Source organism: Thermodesulfovibrio sp. 3462-1 (assembly GCF_040451425.1).
Classification (GTDB): domain Bacteria; phylum Nitrospirota; class Thermodesulfovibrionia; order Thermodesulfovibrionales; family Thermodesulfovibrionaceae; genus Thermodesulfovibrio; species Thermodesulfovibrio obliviosus.
Map to the genome: position 1 here is coordinate 465,231 of NZ_CP144374.1, position 25,854 is coordinate 491,084.

Consider the following 25,854-nt stretch of genomic DNA (forward strand, 5'->3'; position numbering starts at 1 on the left):
ATGAAACAGGTTAGGGTTGGTGTTATTGGCTTTGGAACAGTTGGAACGGGAACAGTAAAAATTCTTCTTAATCAGAGAGAGTTAATTAAAAAAAGAACAGGCATAGATGTAGTGTTAAAAAAAGTTGCAGATAAAGACATCGAAAGACCGAGAGAAATAACTCTTCCAAAAGAGCTTTTGACAACAGATGCATGGGAAATCATAAAAGACCCGGAAATTGATATAGTTGTTGAAGTTGTAGGTGGCACTACTGTCGCAAAACAATTCATTATGGAAGCCTTAAAAAATGGAAAGCATGTTGTTACAGCAAATAAGGCTTTATTGGCAGAACAGGGAAATGAAATATTTAAAGAAGCTTTATCCAGAGGATTAAAAATTGGTTTTGAAGCCTCTGTTGGAGGTGGGATCCCCATTATTAAAATAATGAGAGAAGGTCTTGTGGCAAACAAGATGCTTGCAATTTATGGAATAATCAATGGAACAACCAATTTTATCCTTACAAAGATGACTAATGAAGGGATTGATTTTCAGGATGCCTTAAGGCAAGCACAAACTTTAGGGTTTGCAGAAGCAGATCCAACCCTTGATATTGAAGGGATTGATTCAGCTCACAAGATTACCATTCTGGCATCTTTAGCCTATGGAATTCCTTTAAGTTTTGATAGAGTTTACTGCGAAGGGATTACAAAGATAACTGCGCAGGATATAGCCTTTGCAAGGGAATTCGGATATAAAATCAAACTTCTTGCAATAACAAAAATTCTTAATGGAGAGATTGAGCTAAGAGTGCACCCCACAATGGTGCCAGAGGATTATTTAATCTCTAAGGTTGATGGTGTTTTTAATGCCATATATGTGGAAGGAGACAGTGTAGGCTCAACTCTTTATTATGGAAGAGGTGCTGGAAGCATGCCTACAGGAAGTGCAGTTACCGCAGACATAGTTGATATTGCAAAGGGTGTTAATACAATGCCCTTTGATTTTTCAGAAAAATACAAAATTAAACCAATGGAAGAAATAGAAAGCATGTATTATTTCAGGTTTACTGCACTTGATCGTCCTGGAGTGCTTTCAAAGATTTCAGGAGTTTTTGGAGAGCACAACATAAGTATTGCGTCAGTAATTCAGAAAGGAAGATCAAAAGCTGGAGCTGTTCCTCTTGTAATTTTAACTCATAAAGCCAGGGAAAAGGATGTACTTGAGGCATTGGAAAAAATAGATAAACTGCCTGTGGTTTCAGATAAAAGTGTGTTTATTAGGGTTGAGGGAGAAGAATCTTAGTGTATTCTATTCTGCAAAGCTTAAGTGAGCAACAGCTTTTAAGATATGACCGTCAGATTATACTTCCTCAGATTGGTTTAAAGGGACAGAGAAAGCTTAAAGAATCAAAGGTTTTAGTAATTGGCATAGGTGGGCTTGGAAGTGTTGTAGCTTACTGGCTTGCTTGCTCTGGTATTGGCTACATCGGGATTATTGATCCTGATACAGTTGAAATAAGTAATCTTCAGCGTCAGATTCTTCATAATGAAGAACATATTGGCATGCCAAAAGTGATTTCAGCGATGGTAAATCTTAAAAAACTTAACAGTGAAATACAGATTCTTCCATATCCTGAAGACATTAACAAGAAAAATGCTATGGATTATATAAAATTTTATGATGTTGTTGTTGCCTGTCCTGATAATTTTGAAACAAGAAAAATTATTAACGAAACATGTTTTAAATTAAACAAACCCCTTGTAATTGGAGCAGTATCAGAGTTTGAAGGACAGGTTTTTGATATAATTCCTCCAGCAGGGCCCTGTTATCACTGTATTTTTGATGGAGCAGAAGACAACACCTCCAGAGGCATTTTAGCTCCTGTAGCAGGAGTAATTGGCTCAATTCAAGCTACAGAAACAATAAAAATCTTGGTTGGTTTTGGAGAGCTTTTGCATGGCAGAATAATTATATATGATGCTTTAAAAGGAGCTTTCAGAGAAGCAAAATTTCTAAAAAATCCATCCTGTCCAATATGTAAATGAAAATAAAAAAAGAAATTTTTGATGAAATGATAAGCCATTGTGTAGCTTCTTTGCCCTATGAAGCCTGCGGAATTCTTGCTGGAAAGCATGATATGGTAACAAAAATTTATAAAATAAAAAATATAGAGAATTCTTCAGTAAGCTATCTCATGGAGCCAAAAGAACAGTTAAGGGCAATGAAAGATATTAAAAACAAAGGGCTTGAAATGGTTGCTATTTTTCATAGTCATCCTTCTGGCTCTGCCTATCCATCCAGCAAAGATATAGAGCTTTCTTTTTATGATGTTTACCATGTGATAGTTGCTTTAGAACCAGATTTTGAGGTTAAATGTTTTAAAATAAATGATGGAAAAGTTTATGAGGAAGAATTAGTTATTGAGCAATGAAAGCAAAAATATTTTATACTGCCATTTTTTTCTTTCTTTTTCTGATTGGTGCATGTGCAGGCTATATATACTGGCTTTTTTCAGACCTACCAGATGTAAAAGCCTTAGAGAGCTATAGACCTATGGAAGCCTCTATTGTTTATTCCTCTGATGGGCAGGTTCTTACAGAGTTTTTCTATGAGAGAAGAAAATTCGTTCCCCATTATGAAATTCCTGACTTGATAAAAAAAGCCTTTGTTGCTGCAGAAGATGTAAGGTTTTACAAGCATCCAGGGGTTGATATTATTGGTATCTTGCGAGCTCTTTATAGAGATATAAAAGCTGGAGGAATAGTTGAAGGAGGAAGCACAATCACACAACAGCTTGCAAAGATGCTGTTTCTAAAACCTGAGCGAAGCATTACAAGGAAGTTAAAGGAGGCAATACTTTCAATACAGATTGAGAGAAAATACACAAAGGATGAAATACTTGGACTCTACTTAAATCAAGCTTATTTTGGAAATAGAGCTTATGGAATAGCAGCTGCATCAGAGACCTATTTTGGTAAATCCTTTAAGGAGTTAAAAATTTCTGAAATTGCCTTACTTGCTTCTCTACCTAAAGCACCATCAGCCTTTAATCCGTTTAAAAGACCAGAGATAGCATTAAAACGAAGAAACATTGTTTTACAGAAAATGCTTGAAGAGGGGTTTATTACAAAGGAGCAGTATGCCGAGGCAGTAAAAGAGCCTATTGCTGAACATCCACACTACAGAAGATTTGAAGCTCCTTATTTTGTCGAGACATTGAGGCAGGAGCTTGAAGCAAAATATGGAGAAAGACTTTATAAGGATGGATTAAGAATTTACTCTACGATTGATTACAATCTTCAAAAAAAAGCAGAAGAAGCTGTGCAGAAAGGGCTTAATGAGATTCACAAGAGGGTAAAGCCTAAGGTTCAGGCAGCATTGATTGCCATTGACCTTAAAAGAGGTTATGTAAGGGCTATGGTAGGAGGAAATGATTTCTGGGAGAGCCAGTACAACAGAGTATTTGCGCTGAGACAGCCTGGAAGTGCCTTTAAACCCTTTGTTTATGCAGTGGCTCTCACTGAAGGCTGGAGTCCTGATGATACAATTCTTGATGCTCCTGTTAGTTTTCCTGGTGCAGTTCAGGGTAAGAGCTGGAGTCCGAAAAACTATAACAATGAATACCATGGTGAAGTTCCACTCCGCAAGGCAATTGCTCTTTCTTTAAATTCTGCCACTGTTAGATTAGCCTCTCAGATAGGCATTAAAAAAGTTGTTGAATTTGCTCAGGAGTGTGGTTTAACAACAAAGATTCATCCATATCTTTCAACAGCCCTTGGTGGCTCTGATGTAAAACCAATAGAGCTCACAGCAGCCTACTCAGTGTTTGCAACAGGAAAAAAAATAAAACCAATTTTCTATGAAAAAATAACTGACCACAATGGTATTACAATTGAAGAAAACAAACCAGAAATAAAAACAGTACTACCAGAGGAAATAGTGGAGCAGATTAGAGAGCTTTTAAGAGAGGTTGTTCTTTCAGGAACTGCTCAGAAAGCAAAGGAAATTGGAAGAGAAGTTTATGGCAAAACAGGGACAACCAATGATTTTTCTGATGCATGGTTTGTTGGATTTGATGACAATTTACTGGTTGGTGTATGGGTAGGAAGGGACAATCACAAGCCAATTGGACCAAAGGAAGCAGGAGCAAGAGCAGCCCTTCCAATATGGATAGATTTTATGAAAGAAGCAGGGCAAATGTTAAAATAAAAAATGGGTAAAATAATTGCCATTGCTAATCAGAAAGGCGGAGTTGGGAAGACTACAACAGCTTTAAATTTGGGAGCCTGCCTCAGTATTGAAGGCAAAAAGGTTCTTTTAGTGGATTCAGATCCCCAAGGAAATCTTACAACAGGAGCAGGAATAGACAGGCATAAACTTAATTTTAGCCTTTATAATTTATACATTAATTCACATCCTCCAGAAAGTGCAAAACTCAGCACAGCTTTTGAAAATCTCTGGATAATTCCATCAACAATAGACCTTGTTGGAGTTGAAGTAGAGCTTGTTCACAGGGAAAACAGAGAGTTTATTTTAAAAAACTTGCTCTTTAAAATTGTTTCAGATTTTGACTATATTTTTATTGATGCTCCTCCATCCTTGGGATTATTGACACTTAACTGTCTTGTAGCAGCAGATTCTCTCATAATTCCTGTTCAGTGTGAGTATTATGCTCTTGAGGGACTGGGATTGCTTATGAGAACAGTTGAACTTGTAAAAGCCAAACTAAATCCAGAGCTTAAAATTGAAGGGATTCTACTTACGATGTTTGATGGAAGGAATACCTTGTCAAGGCAGGTTGCTCAGGAAGTGAGACGCTTTTTTGGTAAAAAAGTTTATAATACAATGATACCAAGAAATGTAACACTTGCGGAGGCTCCAAGTCATGGAAAGCCGGCTGTTTTTTATGATATAAAATCAAAGGGCTCGCAAAGTTATTTAAGTTTTGCTATGGAGTTTTTAAATGAAGAAAGCACTCGGTAAAGGACTTGATGCTTTAATTCCTAAGCAGGAAGAGCAGCTTCAGGAAATTGAAATAGAAAGAATAATTCCAGGTGAGGCTCAACCAAGAACAGATTTTAATGAAGAAGCTTTAAAAGAACTTGCCCAATCCATCAAGGAAAAGGGAGTTATTCAGCCTATTGTTGTATCCCGTGTTGGTGATGGAACTTTTAGAATAATTGCTGGAGAGAGAAGATGGAGAGCAGCAAAAATTGCAGGACTTGAAAAAATTCCAGCGGTTATAAAAGATGTTTCTCCTTCGGAAGCTGTTGAGATTGCACTGATTGAAAATATTCAAAGAGAAGACCTTGATCCTGTTGAAACAGCCTCTGCATTTGACAGACTCATTAAAGAGTTTAACATTACACAGGAAGAACTTTCAAAAAGAGTTGGAAAAGACAGAGCCACAATTGCAAACTATTTGAGAATTCTCAAGCTTCCTGATGAAATAAGACAACATCTTAAACAGGGTACAATAACAATGGGGCATGCAAAGGCAATTCTTTCAGTTGAAGAATCTCAAAAACAGATAGAAATTGCAAATATGGTTATAAAAAAGTCATTGTCTGTGAGGCAGACTGAAGAGCTTGTAAAAAAAATAGATAAACCCAAGCCTTCCAAGGAAATTATTCCGGAAATAGCAGAACTTGAGGATAAACTTACTTCAGAGCTTGGATATAAAGTTAAGATTTTACATAAAGGTAAAAAAGGCAAGCTTGAAATATTTTACAACTCCCTTGATGAGCTTGATGGTATTTTACAGAGAATATTTAGAAAATCCTTCCTTGATTCATGAATTCATTGAGCTCAAGTTTTTTACTGTGTTATGAATTTCAATGAGAAATTTAAGAAGCTCTTTGAACTCTTTAAGAGGAATCATATTCGGACCATCGCATAAAGCTCTGTCAGGCTCTGGATGGACCTCAAAGAACAATCCGTCAACTCCACAGGCAACAGCTGCCCGAGAAAGATAGGGAATAAACTCTCTCTGCCCTGAGGAGCATGTTCCAGCACCTCCAGGAAGCTGAACTGAATGAGTTGCATCAAAAACTACAGGTACACCCATTGAGCGAATTATTGGAAAACTGCGGAAATCGACGATGAGATTATTATATCCAAAGCTTGTTCCTCTTTCTGTAATGATTATTTTTTTGTTATCAGTAGATTCAATCTTTTCAATTATATTTTTCACATCCCATGGAGCAAGAAACTGCCCCTTTTTAACATTCACAGGTTTTCCAGTTTTCCCTGCTTCCACAATCATATCTGTCTGTCTGCATAAAAAGGCAGGAATCTGAATAACATCAAGAAAATCTTTTGCAATTTGTATCTCTTCCACTGAATGAACATCGCTCAGAATTGGTAGATCAAATTCTTCTTTCACTTTATTTAATATCTCAAGCCCTTTTTTTATTCCAGGACCTCTGTAAGACTTTATTGATGATCTATTTGCTTTATCATAGGAAGATTTAAATATTAATGGAATTTTCAAGTTCTGAGTAATTTCCTTTAATTTTTCAGCAGTTTTAAATAATATTTCTTCAGATTCTATAACACAGGGTCCTGCTATGACAAAAAGTTCGTCTCTTTTTATTTCAATGTTACCAATAGAAAACATTATTTTTTCTGCTGTAATTCAAAAGCTTTTTTAGCTGCCTCTGCAGCCTGTTTTGCTTCTTCTGCAGCCTTTCTGGCTTCTTCAGCAGCTTTTTTTGCTTCTTGTATATCTTTTTCAGTTTCTTTTTTCTCCTCTTTTGTTTCAATTTTTTTAATTATAGAGGGGGTTGTTGCCAGTTTATAAATTTTTTCATCTGCTGAAGGGCTTCCCCAATCACTAATTTTTACAATATAACCAGAATTTCTATCAGAAATCCAGAGTTTGCCGTCAATCCAGACCATTGCTGAAGGAAATGTAACATAGCGAGAATTTGAGATTTCCTCAATAACCTTTCCATTTACAGTATCTAATCTCAGGATTTTTACATTATCCGATGAATCAGACGGAAGAGCAGGATTTATAATTCCAGCGACTATCAAATATTTTCCATCCCATGCTAAAGCAGTAGGATAGCTAACAGGTGAGAGATATTCTTCAATTACTGAGCCATCTTCTGTAGTTATTTTAAATACCTTTCCTCTTTTAGAGTCAGCAATCCAGAGATATTTTCCATCAAATGTCATGTCTTCAGGATAGATTTTGTTTAATTGAATACTCTTAATTGTTTCTCCCTGAGGAGTCAGTTTAATAAGTCTTTTATTCGCTGCATCTGCCGCCCATATGAAGCCAGAATATGCTGTTTTCTGCCATGCAAGTCCTGTTATATAAGGTGGATTTTCCTTTGATGTTATTGTTATTGGATAGTTATTTAGAGAATAGTGGCCCTCATATCCTATGAAAGAGCCAGCAGTAGCTGTGTCTATGTTTTCTAAAAAAACAATTATGCCCTCCTTTGCAATTATAAGATTTTTACCATCCCATGTAATTGCTGATGGAGCTGTAGGAAAAGTTTCTCCAACTCCGGCAATATCTGTCTTTACCTGCTGTGTACATCCAATAGCAAAAATTATAAGTATTGCTAAAAATAATCTTCTCATTTTTAACCTCCTCAATCTGAACTAATCCTTATTATACAATCTTTGATTACCTCAAGCAACCTTGCAAGATTTTCCTCTGAAATAACAAGTGGAGGCATGATTACTATAACATCGCCGAGCGGTCTGAGCCACACTCCGTATTTTCTTGCTAATCTAACTACTTTCCAGCCAGTCTGCTCTTTCCATGCAAAAGGCTCTTTTGTTTTTTTATCCATTACAAGTTCTATTCCGGCAATCATTCCTTTTTGTCTTACATCTCCTACATGGGAAAGCTCTGCTATCTCTGAAAGCTTATTTTTCAATAATTCGATTTTCGGTGGAAGATTCTCTAAAGTTCTATCTTTTTTAAATATTTCAAGACTGGCAATGGCTGCTGCACAAGCTAAGGGATTTCCTGTGTAGGAATGTCCGTGATAAAAGGTTTTTCTTTCTTCAATTTCACCTAAAAAGGCATTGAAGATTTTTTCGTTCACCGCAGTAACTGCCAATGGCATGTAACCATTTGTTATTCCTTTGCTAAGGCATATTATATCAGGAGTTACCTCTTCATGTTCACAGGCAAACATTCTGCCTGTTCTTCCAAAGCCTGTTGCCACTTCATCAGCAATTAAAAGAATTTCATATTTGTTGCATAGCTTTCTTAGCCCCTTTAAATATCCCTGAGGCCATACAATTATACCACCCGCACACTGAACAATAGGCTCAACTATTACAGCCACAATTCTTTCATGATTTTGCCTTATTATTTTTTCCATTTCACCAAGGCAAGCAAGTCCACAGGATGGAAAGTTTAGCTTTAATTCACATCTGTAGCAATAGGGTGCAGGTGCCTGAATTGATTTGCTTAGCAGGGGTTTGTAAATCTCATGAAAAAGCTTAATTCCTCCAACGCTTACTGCACCTATTGTATCTCCGTGATAACCTTCTTTTAGGCTTACAAATGTATCTTTTTCCTTGATGCCCTGATTAACCCAGTACTGATAGGCAATTTTCAGAGCAATCTCAACTGCTGTTGAGCCATTGTCAGAGTAAAATATCTTTGTAAGAGGCTCACCCCATGGAAGTCTTTCAATCAGCATTTCAGCAAGATTTTGTGCAAGCACTATACTTGGTTCATTACATGCTCCAAGCAATGTGGAGTGTGCAAGTTTGTCGATCTGTGCTTTGACTGCCTCATCAATTTCAGCTCTTCTATGCCCGTGAATGTTTACCCAGAGGGATGATACTCCATCAAGATACCACTTTCCATCAATGTCCTTTAAGAAGCAGTCTCTGCCTTCAGTAAATATTACGGGTTCTTCAGTAAGCCATTGATTCATCTGTGTAAAAGGATGCCATATGTATTTTTTATCCCATTCAATAAGAGTTTTTTTATTCATATTGCCCTCCAGATTTATTTATATTATACACAACAAAATTGCTCAATAGAGAGATTATTGAGCTTATAAATTTAGATTTTTACCTGTAAAGATGTTGACCTCAAGAGGCACTTTGAGATCAAAATTTTTCATTTCATTCTTGACAATTTCTTTCACCTCTTCAATGATATTTTCTTTCACTTCAAGAACTATCTCATCATGAATCTGAAGAATAAGCCTTGCATTCATATTTTTTGTTTTAAGATGTCTGTATATTCTTATCATTGCAATTTTTATAATGTCTGCTGCAGTTCCCTGAATAGTAGCGTTCACTGCTATTCTTTCTGCCTGCATTTTTAAAAACTGATTTGGACTGTTAATTTCTGGCAGGGGGCGAATTCTTCCAAAAAGAGTTTTTACGTAGCCATTTTTTCTTGCAAAAGAAATTGTTTCCTCAATAAATTTTTTCACCATTGGATATCTTAAAAAATAGAGCTCAATCAGTTCCTGAGCCTTTTCATAGGGAATTTTTATTGAGTCAGACAGTCCAAAGGGACTTATTCCATAAGAAATGCCGAAATTTACAGTCTTTGCAATTCTTCTATGATCCTCTGTAACAGCTTCTTCAGGTATTGAAAAAATCTCAGATGCTGTTGCTCTGTGAATATCCTTTCCTTCATGAAATGCTTTGATTAGAGAAGTATCATTACTCATATGAGCCAGAAGTCTTAACTCAATCTGAGAATAATCAGCACTCATAAACAGATATCCATCTTCAGGTATAAAGACTTCTCTTAAGAACTCTGCCCATTGTCCCTTTACAGGAATGTTCTGTAAATTAGGCTCACTGCTGATAATTCTTCCTGTTCCTGCTACGGTTTGAGACCATTTTGTATGAATTCTTTGTGTTTCAGGATTTACACAATCTCTGAGAGGAATTAAATAAGCTGTCAAAAGCTTATTTAGTATGCGATGATTGATTACTTCCTGAGGCAGTTCATGTTGTGTGGCAAGCTCTTCAAGAACTTCCATTTCTGTTGAACGAGCCTTTTTACCTCTTTTTCTGCTCTTAAGTCCAAGCCTGTCATATAGAATTTCTGCCAGCTGTCTTGGTGAGTTAATATTAAACTGTTTCCCTGCAATTCTGTAAATTTTTTCCTTGATTTTATCAATCTCTGTAGATACAATTCTGGTAAGAGCTTCAAGTTTTTCAAGATCAACCTTTATTCCTGCTTCCTCCATGTGGAAGAGTACTTCAATAAGAGGCATCTCAATATCAAAATAAAGTTTTTCAAGCTCCTTTTCTTTTAATTCGTTGTTTAATTTTTCATAAAGCTCACGCATATAACAAACAGAATTTTGAGAATCATTATAGAACTTGCCAAGATATTCAAGCACAAGCTCATCAAAATTATATTTACCTCTGTTTGGATTTATAAGATATGCTGCTATCATAAGATCAAAGTAAGGAGGTTCAAGTCTGATGCCTGAATTTTTCAATCTCCTGAGTGTTTCCTTTACATTGAATAAAACTTTTAATGCTCGAGAAGACAGAATCAATTCTGAATCATCAAGGGATATTTCATATACATCTCCATTAATACCAACATTAAGAGTATTTTCATCAATTGATACTGAAAAACTTCCTTTTTCTTTTATTTTTTTAAGTAATGTTTGAACATCAGTTTTTTTGTTTTCTGATTTTTCTATCTGTGGCTTTATATAAAGTTGCATTGTCTGCTTTAGAAGGCTTGTGAATTCAAGTTCACGAAAAATTTTAGCAAGTTTTTCCGTGTTCTGCTTCTTTATTTTAAGCTCCTCAAGTTTAATTTCAACAGGAGCATCCTTTTTTAACATTACAAGTTCTTTACTGAGCTTCACCGCTTCAATGTTTTTTCTTAAAATGTCTGCGACCTTTGAAGGTTTTATAATATCAAGATTTTTAATGATGTTTTCCACAGAGCCATATCTCTTTAAAAGCTCTAAAGCTGTTTTTTCTCCAATTCCTTTTACTCCTGGAATGTTGTCAATAGAGTCACCCACCATAGCCATAAAATCATTAAGTTTTTCAGGAGAAATTCCGTATTTATTAATGACATACTTTTCATCAATTATAATGTTATTGAAAGGGTCATAGATTTTTACATTCTGCGAGACAAGCTGTAGCATGTCTTTGTCAAGACTAACGATATAAAAAAATCCTGAAGGCTGAAGTTTAAAAATGACAGAGGCTACTATATCATCAGCTTCGTATCCGGGAATTTCTATTCTTTTGATACCCAGAGCATCAACAATCTCTTTTATATATTCAATCTGGAGTGGTAAATCCTTGGGTGTCTCAGGCCTTGTTATTTTATATTCTTCATATATTTTATGCCTTTTAGTTGGATGGGGACTGTCAAAGGCACAAAGCATGTATTCGATATTTTTTTCTTTAAGAAGCTTAAGAAGCATTCTTGTAAAACCATAAACAGCATTTGTTGGGATACCACGACTGTTACTCAGTCCTTTTATAGCATGATAGGCTCTGTAAACAAAACAGCTTCCATCAAGCAGATAAATTTCTTGCATATTTTTAGAATACCATAGAAGATGTCTTTTTTTGTGATTTTGATTTATAATTAAAAATTAAATAATAAAATCAGAGGTGAAGTAGTGACAGATATAGAATTCTTAAAAGAAAAGGCAAGACAGTTGAGAATTGAAATTGTAAAAATGCTTGCTCAGGCAGGCTCTGGACATACAGGAGGAAGCCTTTCTGCAGCAGATATTGTAACTGCTTTGTATTTTTATAAAATGAGACATGACCCTAAAAATCCTCAATGGCAACAAAGAGACAGATTTGTTCTTTCAAAAGGTCATGCAGCACCTCTGCTTTATGCAGTTTTAGCTCTTACAGGATATTTTGATAAATCTCTTCTTGGCACTTTAAGAAAAATTGGCTCTCCTCTTCAGGGTCATCCATGCTGCAGAGAACTGCCAGGAGTTGAAGTTTCAACAGGTTCTCTTGGGCAGGGGCTTTCTGTAGCCTGTGGAATTGCTCTTGGATTAAAAATTGATAACATTCCAGCAAGGGTTTACTGTTTGTTAGGAGATGGAGAAATTCAGGAAGGACAGGTATGGGAAGCTACCATGACTGCTTCTCATTACAAACTTGACAATCTCTGTGCTATCATTGATCACAACAATCTTCAGATTGATGGAGCCTGCACCGAAGTAATGAATATAAAACCTATAGAGGATAAATTTCTTGCCTTTGGATGGAATGTATTTACAATTGATGGGCATAATATGCAGGAAATTGTTGATGCTTTAAATGAAGCTGAAAAAATAAAAGGAAAACCTACAGTAATTGTGGCAAATACTCTGAAAGGTAAAGGAGTTTCCATATTTGAAGGAAAGGTTCAGTATCATGGAGTAGCTCCAACACATGAGGAGCTTGAAATTGCACTTAAGGAGTTAAAGGATGGGAAAAATTAATGAGGCTTGTTTATTAAATGATGTTTCCCAGTTTTATGGAAAAGAGATTGCAACAAGAGATGCTTATGGTATTACACTTGTTGAATTAGGCAAGAGAAATCCAAATATAGTTGTTCTTGATGCTGATCTCAGCTGTTCCACAAAGACTGCCAAGTTTGCAAAGAGCTTTCCAGAAAGATTTTTTAACATTGGAATTTCTGAACAGGATATGATTGGAGTTGCTGCTGGACTTGCTCTTACAGGTAAAATTCCCTTTGCTTCCACATTTGCAATTTTTGCCACTGGAAGAGCATGGGAACAGATCAGGCAGACTGTTTGTTATTCAAATGCAAATGTAAAAATTGTTGCAACTCATGGAGGAATTACAGTTGGCGAGGATGGAGCAACTCATCAGGCAGTTGAGGATGTAGCACTTATGCGTGTTATCCCCGGGATGACAGTTATTGTTCCAGCAGATGCCTATGAAACTGCACAGGCTGTAACATTGGCAGCAGAATACTACGGACCTGTTTATATAAGACTTGGAAGGGCAAAGGTTTCTTCAGTAATGCCTGAAGACTATAAATTTCAGATTGGAAAAGCTTATCTATTTAAAATTGGCAGGGATGTAAACATAATAGCAAATGGAATTATGGTTTCAGAGGCATTGAAGGCTTCAGAAATTTTAAATAAAGAAGGAATAGATACAGGTGTAGCAAATTTTTCCTCTGTTAAACCAATTGATGAGCAAACTTTATTAAAAATTGCAAGGTCTTCAAAGTTAATCATAACAGCAGAGGAACACTCAATAATTGGAGGTCTTGGTTCAGCTGTAACTGAGTTTATTTCTGAAAATCATCCTACTGTAGTGAAAAGAATCGGGATAAGAGATACCTTTGGATGCTCTGGTTCATGGAAAGAATTGCTCAAACTTTATGGTCTTACAGCTGAAAACATTGTTCAAACAGTGAAAGATTTTTTTAAAAAATGATAACGTTCCAGGGAGTTTATAAATACTACAGCGGAGTGGCTGTTTTACAAAATGTTTCATTTAATATAGAAAAAGGTGAGCTTGTATTCATAACAGGTCCTTCTGGAGCTGGTAAAACAACACTTCTTAAATTAATCTTTGGAAGCGAATTCCCGGATGAAGGTGAAATAAAGGTGGCAGATTTTGAACTCAGCCGAATAAAACAAAAAGAGATACCAAAACTAAGAAGAGTGGTTACCTTTGTTTTTCAGGATTTTAGATTAAGGCAGGATTTAACAGTTTTTGACAATGTGGCACTTCCTTTGAGAGTTATTGGAGAAAAAGAAAAAGAGATTAAAATAAAGGTTTTTGATGTTTTGAAAGATGTTGCCTTAAGACATAAAGCAGACAGCATTGTTAAAACTCTATCTGGTGGTGAACAGCAAAAAGTTGCCATAGCAAGAGCTATTATTACAAATCCTCAGATTATTCTTGCTGATGAGCCTACAGGAAATCTTGATCCTGAGGCATCACAGGATGTAATAAATCTTTTTAAAAGAATAAATAACAAAGGTTGTAATGTTGTCATTGCCACACATAATAAAGAACTTTTTAAAAATTCTTCTTACAGAGTTTTAAATTTAAAAGAGGGGAAAGTTCAATGAAGATGCAGCTTCAATCAGCAATTAAAGGATTATGGTTCAACAGATGGTCATCTTTACTGTGTATGGTTAGTATTGGCATATGTTTCTTTATTTTTACAGCAGTATTTTTACTGCTTTACAATCTTGAAATTTTTACAAAAAAGCTTTCTGAGAAAGCAGCCATAGTTATATATATAAAAGAAGGCACAACTCAGGATGAAACTTCTTCTATGATTGCGAATTTAAAAAAAATGGGAGTTTTTTCAAAAATTCAATATATTTCAAAAGATGAAGCTTTAAACGAAATGAAAGATCTTATTGATCCTGCATTAATACAACTTATTGGATACAATCCCCTTTCTGATACAGTAGAGGCTTTCATAAAAGAGGAAAATCTTAAAAATATTGAAGAAATAACAAAAAAAATCAAAGAAATAAAAATTGTTGATGATGTTTATTATCCAACCAAAATCATATCAGGATTGAAGACAATAAAGGTAACCATGTGGAATTTTGCTATTGCTGTGCTTTGTTTTATTTCAATTGCAATTTTATTTATAATTTACGCTACTGTAAAGAGTTTTTACTGGAAAAAAACTGAAGAAATTGAGATTTTAAAACTTCTTGGAGCAACTCCTTCCTTCATAAGACTGCCTTTTTTAATTGAAGGAGGAATCATTGGATTGGGAGGAAGTATTTTTGCAACTGTTTTAATTATTTTGATATACTTTGCTTTACATTCAAAAGATATTTTAACTTACCTGCCAGCAGTGACTCAGATTGTTTTTCCTGTTGAGGTTTTTTATGTATTGCCAGTATTTGGTGTAATTTTTGGGATGCTTTCTTCTTTTTTTGCACTTGGTAAAATAAAATATCAATAAAGATGAGTAAAAAGTTACACATTATAATAGCCCTATTTTTTATTGTTGTGAGTTCTGTTAGTTTTGCTGCTCAACCAAAAGAAGAATTAAATCAGATAAAAAAAGAGCTTAAGATCCATAAAAAAAAGCTCGAGGAGACAAAAAAAATTGAAGAAAATGTTCTTGAAGATTTAAAGAGAGTTTCAAGACAACTTAGTGAAATAGAAAAAAACATAAAAAATCATCGTGCAAAGATAAAAAGCCTGCAGATAAGAATTGCAGAAACAGAAAAAGGGATAAAAACTTACAGCGCTCAACTTGAAGAGAGAAAGATTTATCTAATAAACAGAATAAAAGGAATTCAGAAACTGAGCAAAGAGCCTGATGTAGCATTGATAATTTTAATGGAAGAAGACACAACAAAGGCATTTCGTCTCATGAGAAATACTCAAAAAATTGTTAACATTGATAAAAAACTAATACAACAATATAAAGCAGAACTTGGTAATTTAATACTGCAACAAACAGAGTTAAAAAAACTTTATGCCTCATTAAAGCAGGAAGAGGAAGCTCTTAAAAAAACCGAGGAAGCTCAAAAGCAAAAGAAAAAAGAAAAAGAAGTTTTACTTGCTAAGGTAAGACAAAATAAAGCCCTTTATGAGAAAAAAATTAGGGAACTTGAAGAAAATGCAAGAAGGCTTACAAGACTTCTTCAGGAAACTGAAAGAAAAGAAAAAAGAACAGGTAAAATAGAATCTTTGCCGCAGGGAGGTTTTACTAAAAAAAGAGGAAGTCTTCTATGGCCTGTGAGCGGTCCTGTTGTTGCCCATTATGGCAGCCAAAGGGATCCTGTTTTTAATGTTCCAATTATGAGAAGCGGAATTTACATTCAAGCACAACCTGGCACTCAAGTAAAAGCCTCTGCTGACGGTAGGGTTGTTTATGCAAATTATTTTAAAGGATATGAAAACCTTGTTATAATAAGTCATGGAGATGGTTACTACACAGTCTATGGTAATCTTGGTTCAATGAGCGTGAAGGAAGGTTCGTATGTTAAAGCAGGGCAAGTCATTGGAGCAGTTGGAAGTAATTCAAATATAGATACGCCAGCCTTGTATTTTGAGGTTAGATATAGAGGAAAACCACTTAATCCAGAACAGTGGTTAAGAAAATGAAAAGGAGGAATAAATAAGAGATGAAAAAAAAGATTAAGATTTCAGCATTAATCTTTATTATTGCCTTTATGGGAATAATAATAGGAAGATGGTCAGCAGCTCAAAATACAGATAGTATTTACGAGGATTTAAGGACATTTACTGAGGTTTTTACAACAATAAAGAAAAATTATGTTGAAAATGTTAATCCCCATGAACTCATAATATCTGCAATTAAAGGAATGGTTAATTCTCTTGACCCTCATTCTGCCTATTTAACTCCAGAAGCCTATAAAGAATTTCAGACAGAAACTAAAGGTGAATTCGGAGGAATAGGAATTCAGATTGGGATAAAAGATGGTAGTTTAACAGTAATTGCTCCGATTGAAGACACTCCTGCATGGAAAGCTGGAATTAAAGCAGGTGATAAGATTATAAAAATTGATGGGCAGTCAACAAAAGATATGAATATAAATGATGCTGTGTCAAAAATGCGTGGGCCAAAAGGAAAACCTGTTACTCTTACAATACAAAGGGATGAATGGAAACAACCTAAAGACATCACAATTATAAGAGACATAATCAAAATTAAAAGCGTAAAATACAAAATGATTGATAAAGAAATTGGTTATATAAAACTCATTCAATTTCAAGAAGGCACAGCACAGGATCTGGCAAATGCATTACAAAGTCTTAAAGAATCAGGAATGCAAAGCCTTATTCTTGACTTAAGAAATAATCCTGGAGGACTTCTTCAGAGTGCAGTTGATGTTTCTGAACAATTTTTACCTCCAAAGCATCTTGTTGTATCAATTAAGGGAAGAACAGGAGACAAAATCGATTATTATACTGAAAATTTAAGGCCTGCTTACACTGATATTCCTATGATTGTTCTTGTAAATCAAGGTTCTGCCTCTGCATCAGAGATTGTTGCAGGAGCTTTACAAGACTGGGGCAGGGCTTTAATTGTCGGAGTGCAAACTTTTGGAAAAGGTTCTGTTCAGAGCCTCATTCCTTTAAGTGATGGATCTGCTTTGAAACTTACTACAGCGAAATACTACACACCAAAAGGAAGAAGCATTCATGGAGTTGGAATAATGCCAGATATAGTGGTAAAACTTGAAAGCAAAAATGGCAAGGAAGTTCCTGTAATTAGAGAAAAGGATCTTGAACAACATCTGAAGGGAGAAAAAGTTGAACCTCAGGAAAAGGCTCCTCAAGAGGTTGATGAAAAAGATGATACCCAGCTTCAGAGAGCAATTGATATTTTAAAAAGCTGGAAAATAATGGAAAAATTAAAAAAGGCAGCATAACACTGTAAAGAATTTTCAATTTTCTGTTAAAATATTTTTTGACCTCCCGCGAAAGCGGGAGAATTTTATTTTGAGGTATTAAAATGAAAATCGAGGTCTTTGATATACCTGATGAAGGACTTGATATTGAACTGGAAGAAACTCCAAAAATAGAGGGAATAAAGATTACCAAATCTTTTAAAGCAATTTTGAGGATTGAGAAAAAAGGAGCAGAGGTTTTTGTAAAAGGTATTGTTAGTGGAGAAGTTGAACTTCAATGTAGCAGATGCCTTAAGGAATATACGATGCCTATAAAAACCTTAGTGGAAGTTACATATCATCCAATTGAGGAGCTCAGTAAAGAAGAGCTTGTTGAACTTAAGAAAGATGAAATGGATGTAGATTTTTACAGAGAAGGAATAATTGACACAGAAGATATAATTCGCGACCAAATTTTGCTTAATATTCCAATGAAACCTTTGTGTTCTGAAGACTGTAAAGGGTTATGTCCTATCTGCGGGACAGATTTAAATGAATTTAAATGTGGATGCGTAGTTAAAGAAATAGATCCAAGAATGGCTGTATTACAATCACTTTTAAGGAGGATGAAGAAAAATGGCTAATCCAAGACATCGTCATACCCCTTCAAGAAGGGACAAAAGAAGAGCAAATTGGCTTAAAATGGCTGTGCCTACACTTGTTGAATGCCCTGAATGTAAGGAGCCAAAGCTCGCACACAGGGTATGTCCAAATTGTGGCACTTATAAAGGAAAAAAATTCTTAGAGGTTGAAGAGTAATTTAAAAAAATGCTAAAAATTGCTGTTGATGCAATGGGGGGCGATTTTGCCCCTGAAGTAAATATTTTAGGTGCTATAGAAGCAGCTTCAGATAGCGAAATAGAGATTATTCTTGTTGGGGAGGAAAATAAAATAAATGAATTTTTAAAAGATAGGAAAGATTTAAAGGGAAAAATATCTATTTTGCATGTGGAAGAACAGGTTGGGATGGATGAAACTGTCTCAACTGCCATTAGAAGAAAAAATACATCCATGAAAAAAGCTATAGAACTTGTAAAGGAAGGCAATGCTCAAGCTGTTCTTAGTGCGGGTAATTCTGGTGCAATGATGGCTTTAAGCCTTCTTTTACTTGGGAAGCTACCAAATGTTGACAGACCAGCTATTGCCACAGTAATGCCAAGTCTTAAAGGTCATTTTATTCTTCTCGATGCAGGAGCAAATGTTGATTGTAAAGCAGAACATTTACTTCAATTTGCCTACATGGGAAATGCCTATCATAAAGCTCTTTTTAACTCCACTTCTCCCAAAATAGCGCTTCTTAGCATTGGTGAGGAAGCAACAAAAGGAAATGAGGCAACAAAAGAAGCCTTCAGGCTTCTTAAGTCATCAAAGCTCAATTTTATAGGAAATATTGAAGGAAAAGATATATTTTTTGGCTCAGCTGATGTTGTTGTTTGTGATGGTTTTGTAGGTAACATTGTTTTAAAGGTAGGTGAAGGGCTTGCAGAAGCATTGATGAAAATGCTAAAAAGAGAGGTCACAGAGATAATAACTGGAAGGCTTGGATATATGATGATAAAACCAGCTATAAAGAGTTTTCGGAAAAAGGTTGATTACTCAGAGTATGGCGGCGCTCTTTTACTTGGAATTAATGGCACAAGCATAATATGTCATGGAAGATCTTCGGCAAAGGCAATAAAAAATGCAATAAAGGTTGCTGCAGAAATGGCAAAAAAAGAGATTTACAAAACAATCTCAGAAAGTTTAGAGCATATGGAGGAGATTAATGAAAGCACGAATAGTTTCAACAGGCTCTTATGTTCCTGAAAAAGTTTTAACAAACCATGATCTTGAAAAAATGGTAGAAACATCAGATGAATGGATAACTGAAAGAACAGGAATAAAAGAAAGAAGAATAGCATCAGCAGAGCAGGCAACAAGTGATCTTGCCTATGAAGCTTCTATTAAAGCATTAAAAAAAGCAAATTTAACCGCAGAAGACATAGATTTAATTATTGTTGCAACAGTTACACCTGATATGCTTGTTCCATCCTGTGCGTGTATTCTTCAAATGAAGCTTGGAGCAACCCGTGCAGTAGCCTTTGACATAAATGGTGCGTGCACAGGCTTTATTTATGCGCTGGCTGTAGCAGAAAAATTCATAAGAACAGGTTCATCAAAGAGAGCACTTGTCATAGGTGCTGAGACTCTTTCAAAATTTACCGATTGGACTGACAGAACCACTTGTGTTCTTCTGGCTGATGGAGCTGGTGCAGTGATACTTGAACCAACAAAGAAAGATGAAGGAATTAAGATAATAGACATTTATTCAGATGGAACAATGTGGGATTTTATACACATGCCTGCAGGAGGCTCAAAAATGCCTGTCACAGAAGATGTAATTAAACAGAGGCTTAACTTTATAAAAATGAGAGGCAATGAAACATTCAAAGTTGCAGTTAAAACTCTTGAAGAAATTGTTGATGCCACGCTTAAAAAGGCTGGAATTACTTCGTCAGAGCTTGCTTTATTGGTTCCTCATCAGGCAAACATTAGAATTATTCAAGCAATGGCAAAAAGACTTGAACTGCCAATGGAAAAAGTAATGGTAAATATAAATAAATACGGTAATACCTCAGCTGCCTCTATTCCTATTGCACTGGATGAAGCTGTGCAGAATGAAAAAATTAAAAGAGGTGAATATGTTATGCTTGCAGCCTTTGGAGCAGGACTTACATGGGGGTCAGCTTTGATAAAGTGGTAATCATTTTTTCTTTTTTTTTCTATATCTGCTTACATGCCATATCCTTAAAAGGCGTTCAATTTTTTCTTTAAATAGCCATACTATTACCATTACAACCGCTGCTATGCTAGCAAGACTCAAAAATTTTTCATATTCATGATGTCTCAGATAGTCTCCACCAAGAGAAAGAAGAACTGTTCCAAGAAGTCTTCCCACTCCTGCAATTACTGTAAACTCAAGAACGCTGAGGCTGCTTAATCCCAAAAAGTAGCTCAGATAGTCTTTTGGAAATCCAGGAATCAAAAAAAGAAAAAATACTAAAAATGCACCCTTATGATGTAGCAGATAGTCAAACTTACTAAGGACCGTTGGATCAACAACCCTTTCAACAAATGGTCTTCCAAATGTTCTTCCAAGAATGAATGCAACTACTGAGCCAAGCGTAAGTCCGATTGTGGATAAGACTATTCCACCTACAGTTCCGTATAAATAACCACCGAGTAATCCTGTTACTTCACCAGGAATTGGTGCTGCTACTACCTGAAAAGCCTGTAAAAGAACAAAGCCAATCACCCCAAAGGGTCCAAGAGACTGTATAAAACTTTTAAGTTTTTCCTCATTGAGAAATAATTCAATAATTCCAAATTTATAGGCTAAAAAAACAGATAAAGCAATAAGCACTGCAAGGGCTATAAACCTGAGCAGTGCTTTAAAAGTTATCTTATTTTTTACCACGAGATATAAGCTCCATGAAAGGAGTGATTAAATCTATTGGAAGAGGGAAAAGGATTGTTGAGTTTTTCTCAGAGGCAATCTCTTTCAAAGTCTGCAAGTACCTGAGTTGCAATGCAGCAGGCTCTGATGAAATAATTCTTGCTGCCTCTGTGAGTTTTTCAGCAGCTTGAAGCTCTCCTTCTGCATGAATGATTTTTGCCCTACGCTCTCTTTCAGCTTCTGCCTGTCTTGCCATTGCTCTTAACATTTCCTGTGGCAGGTCAACATTTTTAACCTCCACTGCAGTAACCTTAATTCCCCAGGGTTCTGTTTGTGAGTCAATAACCTTCTGAAGCTCTGCATTAATCTGTTCACGATTTGTAAGCAAATCCTGAAGTTCACTCTGCCCGAGAATACTACGAAGGGTTGTCTGAGCAATCTGACTTGTTGCATAGTAAAAGTCCTCAACAGCTGTAACTGCCTTAACTGGATCAATTGGTCTGAAATAAACAACTGCATTGACTTTTACTGAAACATTATCCTTTGTAATAACATCCTGTGCTGGAACATCCATTGTAACAATTCTCAGGCTTACTTTTACTATTTTGTCAATAACTGGCCATATAAGAACTAATCCAGGTCCTTTAACAGGAATTACTCTTCCAAGTCTGAATACAACTCCTCTTTCATATTCTTTAAGAATCTTGATTGCGCTGCTGAGAATGTAAACTGTCAGGAAAATAATTACAATCAAAGTTAAAAGTGAAGTTTCAAAAAACATAAAAAACCTCCTTAAACTTTAAATCTGCCAATGGCAGTGTTAAGCTCTGCACCTAATCTTGCTAAGGCAGTTGCTGTCTGTGCTGACTGGTCAACTGCAAGTGATATCTCTTTTGAACCCTCTGCAATGCTTCCAATGTCCTGTGTTATATGGTCTGTAACTGAGCTCATTTCTTCTGTTGCACTGGCTATTTGCTGTATCATACTCTGCAGTTCCTGTGCTTTGTTTAATATCTGGCCAAGTATCTGTGCTGCCTTCTGGCTTAACTCAACTCCGCTTGCCACCTTCTTTGTAGCATCCTCCATAGAACCCTCTGCAACATCTACCTCACTCTGAATGCCTCTTATCATCTCCGCTATCTCATCAGTTGCCTTTGTTGTTCTCTCTGCAAGCTTACGCACTTCATCGGCAACCACAGCAAAGCCACGACCCTGCTCTCCTGCCCTTGCTGCCTCAATTGCTGCATTCAATGCAAGCAGGTTTGTCTGATCTGCAATGTCTTTAATTACTGTCACAATCTCTCCAATCTGGCGGGAACGATCTCCAAGAACATTTATTACTTCTGAAAGTTTCTGAATTGCTCCTTCTATTACTTTTATTTCATTGGCTGTGTTAAGTGTCATATCTCTTCCATCTTTAGCTACTTTTGCAGTTTCAACACTCACTTCTGCTATGTTTGAAGCATTTTTTGCTATGTCAACAACTGTCTGGCTCATTTCCTCTGCAGCACTGGCTATCTGACTGGCACGCTCTGTTTGAGATTTGAGATTACGGGATATCTCCTCTGTTGTTGCTGAAAGTTCTTCAGAAGATGAAGCAAGGGAGGTTGATATGGTCTTTGACTCTGCTATCAATTTCTTAATGCTTGCTATTGCCTCATTTAGTGATTGAGAAATCACTCCAAGTTCGTCTTTACTTTCCATTTTTACATTAACTGATAAGTCTCCCTTTGCGACTTTTTCAAGTACTTCTTTTAATTCTGTAACTGGATTTTTAACAGAACGAGAAATAAATATAGCAAAGCCAATGCCTATTAGAATTGAAGCAGCTGTGAAAATAACTATAACTAAAATTTCTCTCATGATAATTGAATTTATCTTTTCAAGCCTTGCATTAAGTGTTTTATTATGAAAAGCTACCTGATCATCAAGAGCTTTTTCAAGGCGATCAAGCTTTGGTGAAACTTCACGATTAAAAATTTCTATTGCCTCCTTATTTTTCCCTGCCATTGAGAGTTCTATTATTTTATTGTTTGCCTGAGCTGCATCACTTATTGCCTCTTCAAGGTTTTTTATAACTTGCGCACCTTCTTTTGTATGGGTTATCTTTTTTATTGCCTCTAATTTTTCCCTGTATTTAGCTCTATTTTCATCAATGGCTTTTTTAAGCTCCTGTTTTTTCTTTAAATCTTCAGTAAGCATCATATCTTTTACATTATTAATTATTTCTACAACAATCCTTCTTATACCCACTGCATAGTTGAGTTTTTTAATTCTTTCGTCAATATCTGAAACATCACTTTTTATGAATTGTAATTGAATAAGAGTTATAGCACTTGATAAAGCTAAGAGCAAAATTAAAACTCCAAAACCAACTGTGAGTTTTTTACCAATTGTAAGGTTTTTAAACATTCTTAATCCCTCCTTTTTTATTTTTTCATTACATTATAAAGTAATCTCATTTATTTTTCAATCAGTTTTCACTACGGCTATATCAAAAAGTTTTCCGCCTCTGAGACCCCTTTCTTTTTTTGAGAAGAATTATAAAATATTGAGTATAATAATAAATAAAAACTGTATTGGAGGGTTTTATGGAATGGGAAAAGGTAGTAGACAAAATAAGAGATTTGATTTTAGGGGAGATAAAAGAGGAGTTAAGGGATTTTAAGGCAACAGTTTCAGGACAGCTTCAGGGATTTGCAATTGCCCTTGACTCAATCAATACAAGAATGAATTCAATTGAATCAAGACAGGCAAGCATTGAGTCTGAACTTAAGGACATAAGACGGGCTATTGATGAAACGAACAAAAGGATTGATGATACTAATAAGCGAATTGATGAACTCAGGGTTGAGCTTAAAACAGAGATTATGATGAATACACAGAGGATTGATGATACGAACAAAAGGATTGATGATACGAACAAAAGGATTGATGATACGAACAAAAGGATTGATGAAACGAACAAAAGGATTGACGATACTAATAAGCGAATTGATGAACTCAGGGTTGAGCTTAAAACAGAGATTATGATGAATACACAGAGGATTGATGAAACCAACGCCAGACTTGATGAATTATTTTTAGAGGCATCAAAAATCAGAGCAGACCTTAATAAAGCTTTATCTCAGAAAGAAGCTATTGATGATATGAGATTGAGAATTCAAAGGCTGGAAGATAAAGTATTGACTGCTGCATAAATTCATTGAAGATTCCTCAGCATTAACAGACACATCGCAGAATATAAAAATGGCAAACTCAAAATTGTTTATGAATATCCAAGACAGAGCATAAAAAAGATTTTCTATTCAGACCGAGCTGGAGTTTTCTATGAAACTGGAAATGGCATAGGCTTTGTAAAAAATGGTAGTGCGCTTGAGTTCCTTCAAAGTGAGAATTTTGAAGCATTTCTTAAAAAAAAGCATTTATGTCTTTTTTGTGAAAGCCCTGGCAGTGGCAGAGTTTAAAAAAGAAAGAAAAAACAGCTTTTTGCCCAGTATAATCAGCGTCAACTAAGTTTAAATGATTTAGCAGAAAATATTAGAGCCTCTTCAGAGTTGAATGCCTCTGATTTGAATCAAATCTTAGGTAATGTCATACAGGATAAAGTTACTGAGGTAATAAAGGATAAGATTGACAACATGGGAGAAAAACTTTTTGATAAACTTGATGAGAAATACAAGAAAACATGGGGATCAAAAATAAGTGAACACGCTTTGCCAGTTTTGAAAATTGCAGTGACAGCAAAAACAGAAGGTGCAGCTTCAGAAAGAACTTTAAATCTTGAAAAAATAAGTCTTTTATGGTATAAAAAAGTATGCTACTTCAATCAAAAAAAGGGCTTACACTTGTAGAAGTAGCCATTGTTCTTGTGATACTGGGCCTTTTAGTAGGTCTTGGTGCAAGCCTTATTGGTCCGCTTACAAAAAGGGCAAAACTAACTGAAACAAGGGATATTGTGAATGCAGCTACAGAGTCAGTGATAGGTTTTACGGCAAAAAATAATAGATTGCCAACATCTACAGAATTTCCTCAAGTAGTAAGAAACCCTAATGATTCATGGGGGAAAGGACTTGTTTATTTTGTTGACAGTGCCTTGACTAATCCGCCATCTAATCCTGCTGAAGGAATTTGCGGAAGGAAAACCACAAATGTAATTGTTTGTACAGATGCAAACTGTAACAATCAAATTCAGAATGTAGCTTTCATAGTAGTAAGTGGTGGTCCGAATTACAATGTTCAAACAGGACCTTTAACAAATTCTCCATGCCCTCCAGGAAAAACATGCTATAGAGTGTATCCGCAAGATACTCCAAATATTGATGATTATTCTGGTGATTTTACAAGGCAACAAGAGTATGATGATATTGTTAAGTGGGTAAGTCTTGATGAGCTTAGAATAAAAGCAGGATGTCAGGGAGCTCAGCTTAAGATTTTAAACAATGAATTACCGTACGGTTATGTAGGACAATCTTATGAAGCCAAAATTTATGCGGAAGGAGGAGTCCCTTTCAGTAGTGGCGGAAAATACAGGTGGTGTATAGAAGTTAATCCTTCTCTTTCAGGATTCGATGTTAGTCAACTCACAATTTCATCAGATTGTTTAGGACTTGCAGAAGCCTCATGGAGGCAGGCTGACTATATCACAATATCTGGCACCCCAAACACACCAGGAACTTATCTGCTTACTTTTTTTGCAAGAGATAATCAAGACCCGACAGGTTCAAATGATAACATTGCTCAGAAAACTCTGGTATTAACCATAAATCCTTTTGGCGGCGGCGGAGGAGGAGGTGGTGGTTGTGCTTCCTATGCTCTTAGTATTTCTAATCAGGGAAATTCAAAGTCCTTTAGAATTGATTCAGGACCATGTCAAAACTTAGGCAATGGAGACAGTAGTTATATATCAGGTCTGGGTAATAGTAGTGTTTTAACTGTTTATATAAACACTTGGTGCTGGGGCACTATATTGCTTTCTGGAACGATGCAAAATCTTGATACCAACGGTGATTGTCAGGTTAATGTATCATGTCAAGGTAATAATTGTATCGCTAATTAAGAGGTTGA

At 35.7% G+C, this 25,854-nt stretch carries 26 protein-coding genes; 19 read left to right on the plus strand and 7 right to left on the minus strand.

The annotated features are described in order from the left end of the window. From V4D31_RS02330 to V4D31_RS02355, 6 genes are read left to right on the plus strand one after another with little or no spacing between them, the layout of a single operon-like run. Complete coding sequence (locus tag V4D31_RS02330) at positions 1 to 1,281, plus strand: homoserine dehydrogenase (RefSeq protein ID WP_353686640.1); 1,281 nt, start codon at positions 1 to 3, stop codon at positions 1,279 to 1,281. Then, positions 1,281 to 2,024 (plus strand): HesA/MoeB/ThiF family protein, encoded by a 744-nt coding sequence (locus V4D31_RS02335; protein ID WP_353686641.1) that lies wholly within the window; start codon positions 1,281 to 1,283, stop codon positions 2,022 to 2,024. Before V4D31_RS02330 ends, V4D31_RS02335 begins: the two co-directional genes overlap by 1 nt. Beyond that, positions 2,021 to 2,410 (plus strand): M67 family metallopeptidase, encoded by a 390-nt coding sequence (locus V4D31_RS02340; protein WP_353686642.1) that lies wholly within the window; start codon positions 2,021 to 2,023, stop codon positions 2,408 to 2,410. Before V4D31_RS02335 ends, V4D31_RS02340 begins: the two co-directional genes overlap by 4 nt. Beyond that, the gene (locus V4D31_RS02345; RefSeq protein WP_353686643.1) at positions 2,407 to 4,188 is read left to right on the plus strand and encodes a PBP1A family penicillin-binding protein; all 1,782 of its coding nucleotides are present in this window, start codon (positions 2,407 to 2,409) and stop codon (positions 4,186 to 4,188) included. Before V4D31_RS02340 ends, V4D31_RS02345 begins: the two co-directional genes overlap by 4 nt. Positions 4,189 to 4,191: 3 nt before the next feature. Then, on the plus strand, positions 4,192 to 4,962 hold the full coding sequence (locus V4D31_RS02350; protein WP_353686644.1) for a ParA family protein: 771 nt from the start codon (positions 4,192 to 4,194) through the stop codon (positions 4,960 to 4,962). Continuing rightward, a complete protein-coding gene (locus V4D31_RS02355) occupies positions 4,943 to 5,776 on the plus strand; it encodes a ParB/RepB/Spo0J family partition protein (protein ID WP_353686645.1) in 834 nt (277 codons plus the stop codon). The genes V4D31_RS02350 and V4D31_RS02355 overlap by 20 nt, the downstream gene beginning before the upstream one ends. Here V4D31_RS02355 and kdsA read toward each other — a convergent pair. The 4 genes from kdsA to polA all read right to left on the minus strand — a co-directional run bounded on the left by kdsA (position 5,771) and on the right by polA (position 11,504). Beyond that, positions 5,771 to 6,598: a 3-deoxy-8-phosphooctulonate synthase gene (gene kdsA, locus V4D31_RS02360; protein WP_353686646.1), complete on the minus strand. Its 828-nt coding sequence runs from the start codon at positions 6,596 to 6,598 to the stop codon at positions 5,771 to 5,773. The genes V4D31_RS02355 and kdsA overlap by 6 nt on opposite strands. Next, a complete protein-coding gene (locus V4D31_RS02365; RefSeq protein ID WP_353686647.1) occupies positions 6,598 to 7,575 on the minus strand; it encodes a hypothetical protein in 978 nt (325 codons plus the stop codon). Before V4D31_RS02365 ends, kdsA begins: the two co-directional genes overlap by 1 nt. A gap of 11 nt (positions 7,576 to 7,586) precedes the next feature. Continuing rightward, positions 7,587 to 8,954 carry an adenosylmethionine--8-amino-7-oxononanoate transaminase gene (bioA, locus tag V4D31_RS02370; RefSeq protein ID WP_353686648.1) on the minus strand — a complete coding sequence of 456 codons (1,368 nt, stop codon included), beginning with the start codon at positions 8,952 to 8,954 and terminating at the stop codon, positions 7,587 to 7,589. Between the two features lie 63 nt (positions 8,955 to 9,017). Beyond that, positions 9,018 to 11,504, minus strand: coding sequence for a DNA polymerase I (gene polA, locus V4D31_RS02375; protein WP_353686649.1), 2,487 nt, complete (start codon positions 11,502 to 11,504; stop codon positions 9,018 to 9,020). Positions 11,505 to 11,588: 84 nt separating this feature from the next. Here polA and V4D31_RS02380 point away from each other — a divergent pair, with 84 nt between their 5' ends. The 10 genes from V4D31_RS02380 to V4D31_RS02425 all read left to right on the plus strand — a co-directional run bounded on the left by V4D31_RS02380 (position 11,589) and on the right by V4D31_RS02425 (position 20,094). Beyond that, positions 11,589 to 12,413, plus strand: coding sequence for a transketolase (locus V4D31_RS02380; protein ID WP_353686650.1), 825 nt, complete (start codon positions 11,589 to 11,591; stop codon positions 12,411 to 12,413). Beyond that, on the plus strand, positions 12,400 to 13,383 hold the full coding sequence (locus tag V4D31_RS02385) for a transketolase family protein (RefSeq protein ID WP_353686651.1): 984 nt from the start codon (positions 12,400 to 12,402) through the stop codon (positions 13,381 to 13,383). Before V4D31_RS02380 ends, V4D31_RS02385 begins: the two co-directional genes overlap by 14 nt. Next, entirely contained in the window at positions 13,380 to 14,027 is a 648-nt protein-coding gene (gene ftsE, locus V4D31_RS02390; protein ID WP_353686652.1) for a cell division ATP-binding protein FtsE, read from the plus strand. Before V4D31_RS02385 ends, ftsE begins: the two co-directional genes overlap by 4 nt. Then, positions 14,024 to 14,887 carry a permease-like cell division protein FtsX gene (locus tag V4D31_RS02395; RefSeq protein ID WP_353686653.1) on the plus strand — a complete coding sequence of 288 codons (864 nt, stop codon included), beginning with the start codon at positions 14,024 to 14,026 and terminating at the stop codon, positions 14,885 to 14,887. Before ftsE ends, V4D31_RS02395 begins: the two co-directional genes overlap by 4 nt. Before the next feature lie 2 nt (positions 14,888 to 14,889). After that, complete coding sequence (locus V4D31_RS02400; RefSeq protein ID WP_353686654.1) at positions 14,890 to 16,041, plus strand: peptidoglycan DD-metalloendopeptidase family protein; 1,152 nt, start codon at positions 14,890 to 14,892, stop codon at positions 16,039 to 16,041. A 20-nt stretch (positions 16,042 to 16,061) separates the two neighbouring features. Continuing rightward, a complete protein-coding gene (locus V4D31_RS02405; protein ID WP_353686655.1) occupies positions 16,062 to 17,333 on the plus strand; it encodes a S41 family peptidase in 1,272 nt (423 codons plus the stop codon). A gap of 83 nt (positions 17,334 to 17,416) precedes the next feature. Then, positions 17,417 to 17,935, plus strand: a complete 519-nt coding sequence (locus V4D31_RS02410) for a DUF177 domain-containing protein (RefSeq protein ID WP_353686656.1) — start codon at positions 17,417 to 17,419, stop codon at positions 17,933 to 17,935. Further along, the gene (rpmF, locus tag V4D31_RS02415) at positions 17,928 to 18,110 is read left to right on the plus strand and encodes a 50S ribosomal protein L32 (RefSeq protein WP_353686657.1); all 183 of its coding nucleotides are present in this window, start codon (positions 17,928 to 17,930) and stop codon (positions 18,108 to 18,110) included. Before V4D31_RS02410 ends, rpmF begins: the two co-directional genes overlap by 8 nt. A gap of 9 nt (positions 18,111 to 18,119) precedes the next feature. Further along, entirely contained in the window at positions 18,120 to 19,157 is a 1,038-nt protein-coding gene (plsX, locus tag V4D31_RS02420) for a phosphate acyltransferase PlsX (protein ID WP_353686658.1), read from the plus strand. Next, positions 19,117 to 20,094 carry a beta-ketoacyl-ACP synthase III gene (locus tag V4D31_RS02425; protein WP_353686659.1) on the plus strand — a complete coding sequence of 326 codons (978 nt, stop codon included), beginning with the start codon at positions 19,117 to 19,119 and terminating at the stop codon, positions 20,092 to 20,094. The genes plsX and V4D31_RS02425 overlap by 41 nt, the downstream gene beginning before the upstream one ends. Here V4D31_RS02425 and V4D31_RS02430 read toward each other — a convergent pair whose 3' ends face one another. Genes V4D31_RS02430 through V4D31_RS02440 form a run of 3 tightly spaced genes read right to left on the minus strand, consistent with a single transcriptional unit; the run spans position 20,095 to position 23,199 of the window. Beyond that, on the minus strand, positions 20,095 to 20,808 hold the full coding sequence (locus V4D31_RS02430; RefSeq protein WP_353686660.1) for a TVP38/TMEM64 family protein: 714 nt from the start codon (positions 20,806 to 20,808) through the stop codon (positions 20,095 to 20,097). It lies immediately after the preceding gene. Continuing rightward, entirely contained in the window at positions 20,795 to 21,568 is a 774-nt protein-coding gene (locus V4D31_RS02435; protein ID WP_353686661.1) for a slipin family protein, read from the minus strand. Before V4D31_RS02435 ends, V4D31_RS02430 begins: the two co-directional genes overlap by 14 nt. Before the next feature lie 11 nt (positions 21,569 to 21,579). Continuing rightward, positions 21,580 to 23,199: a methyl-accepting chemotaxis protein gene (locus V4D31_RS02440; RefSeq protein ID WP_353686662.1), complete on the minus strand. Its 1,620-nt coding sequence runs from the start codon at positions 23,197 to 23,199 to the stop codon at positions 21,580 to 21,582. 179 nt (positions 23,200 to 23,378) lie between these two features. On the opposite strand from V4D31_RS02440, the gene V4D31_RS02445 reads away from it, so the two are divergent. The 3 genes from V4D31_RS02445 to V4D31_RS02455 all read left to right on the plus strand — a co-directional run bounded on the left by V4D31_RS02445 (position 23,379) and on the right by V4D31_RS02455 (position 25,846). Beyond that, positions 23,379 to 23,987: a hypothetical protein gene (locus tag V4D31_RS02445; protein ID WP_353686663.1), complete on the plus strand. Its 609-nt coding sequence runs from the start codon at positions 23,379 to 23,381 to the stop codon at positions 23,985 to 23,987. Positions 23,988 to 24,359: 372 nt separating this feature from the next. Continuing rightward, positions 24,360 to 24,641, plus strand: coding sequence for a hypothetical protein (locus V4D31_RS02450; RefSeq protein WP_353686664.1), 282 nt, complete (start codon positions 24,360 to 24,362; stop codon positions 24,639 to 24,641). Beyond that, positions 24,605 to 25,846, plus strand: coding sequence for a prepilin-type N-terminal cleavage/methylation domain-containing protein (locus V4D31_RS02455; RefSeq protein WP_353686665.1), 1,242 nt, complete (start codon positions 24,605 to 24,607; stop codon positions 25,844 to 25,846). The genes V4D31_RS02450 and V4D31_RS02455 overlap by 37 nt, the downstream gene beginning before the upstream one ends. Positions 25,847 to 25,854: the final 8 nt, after the last annotated feature.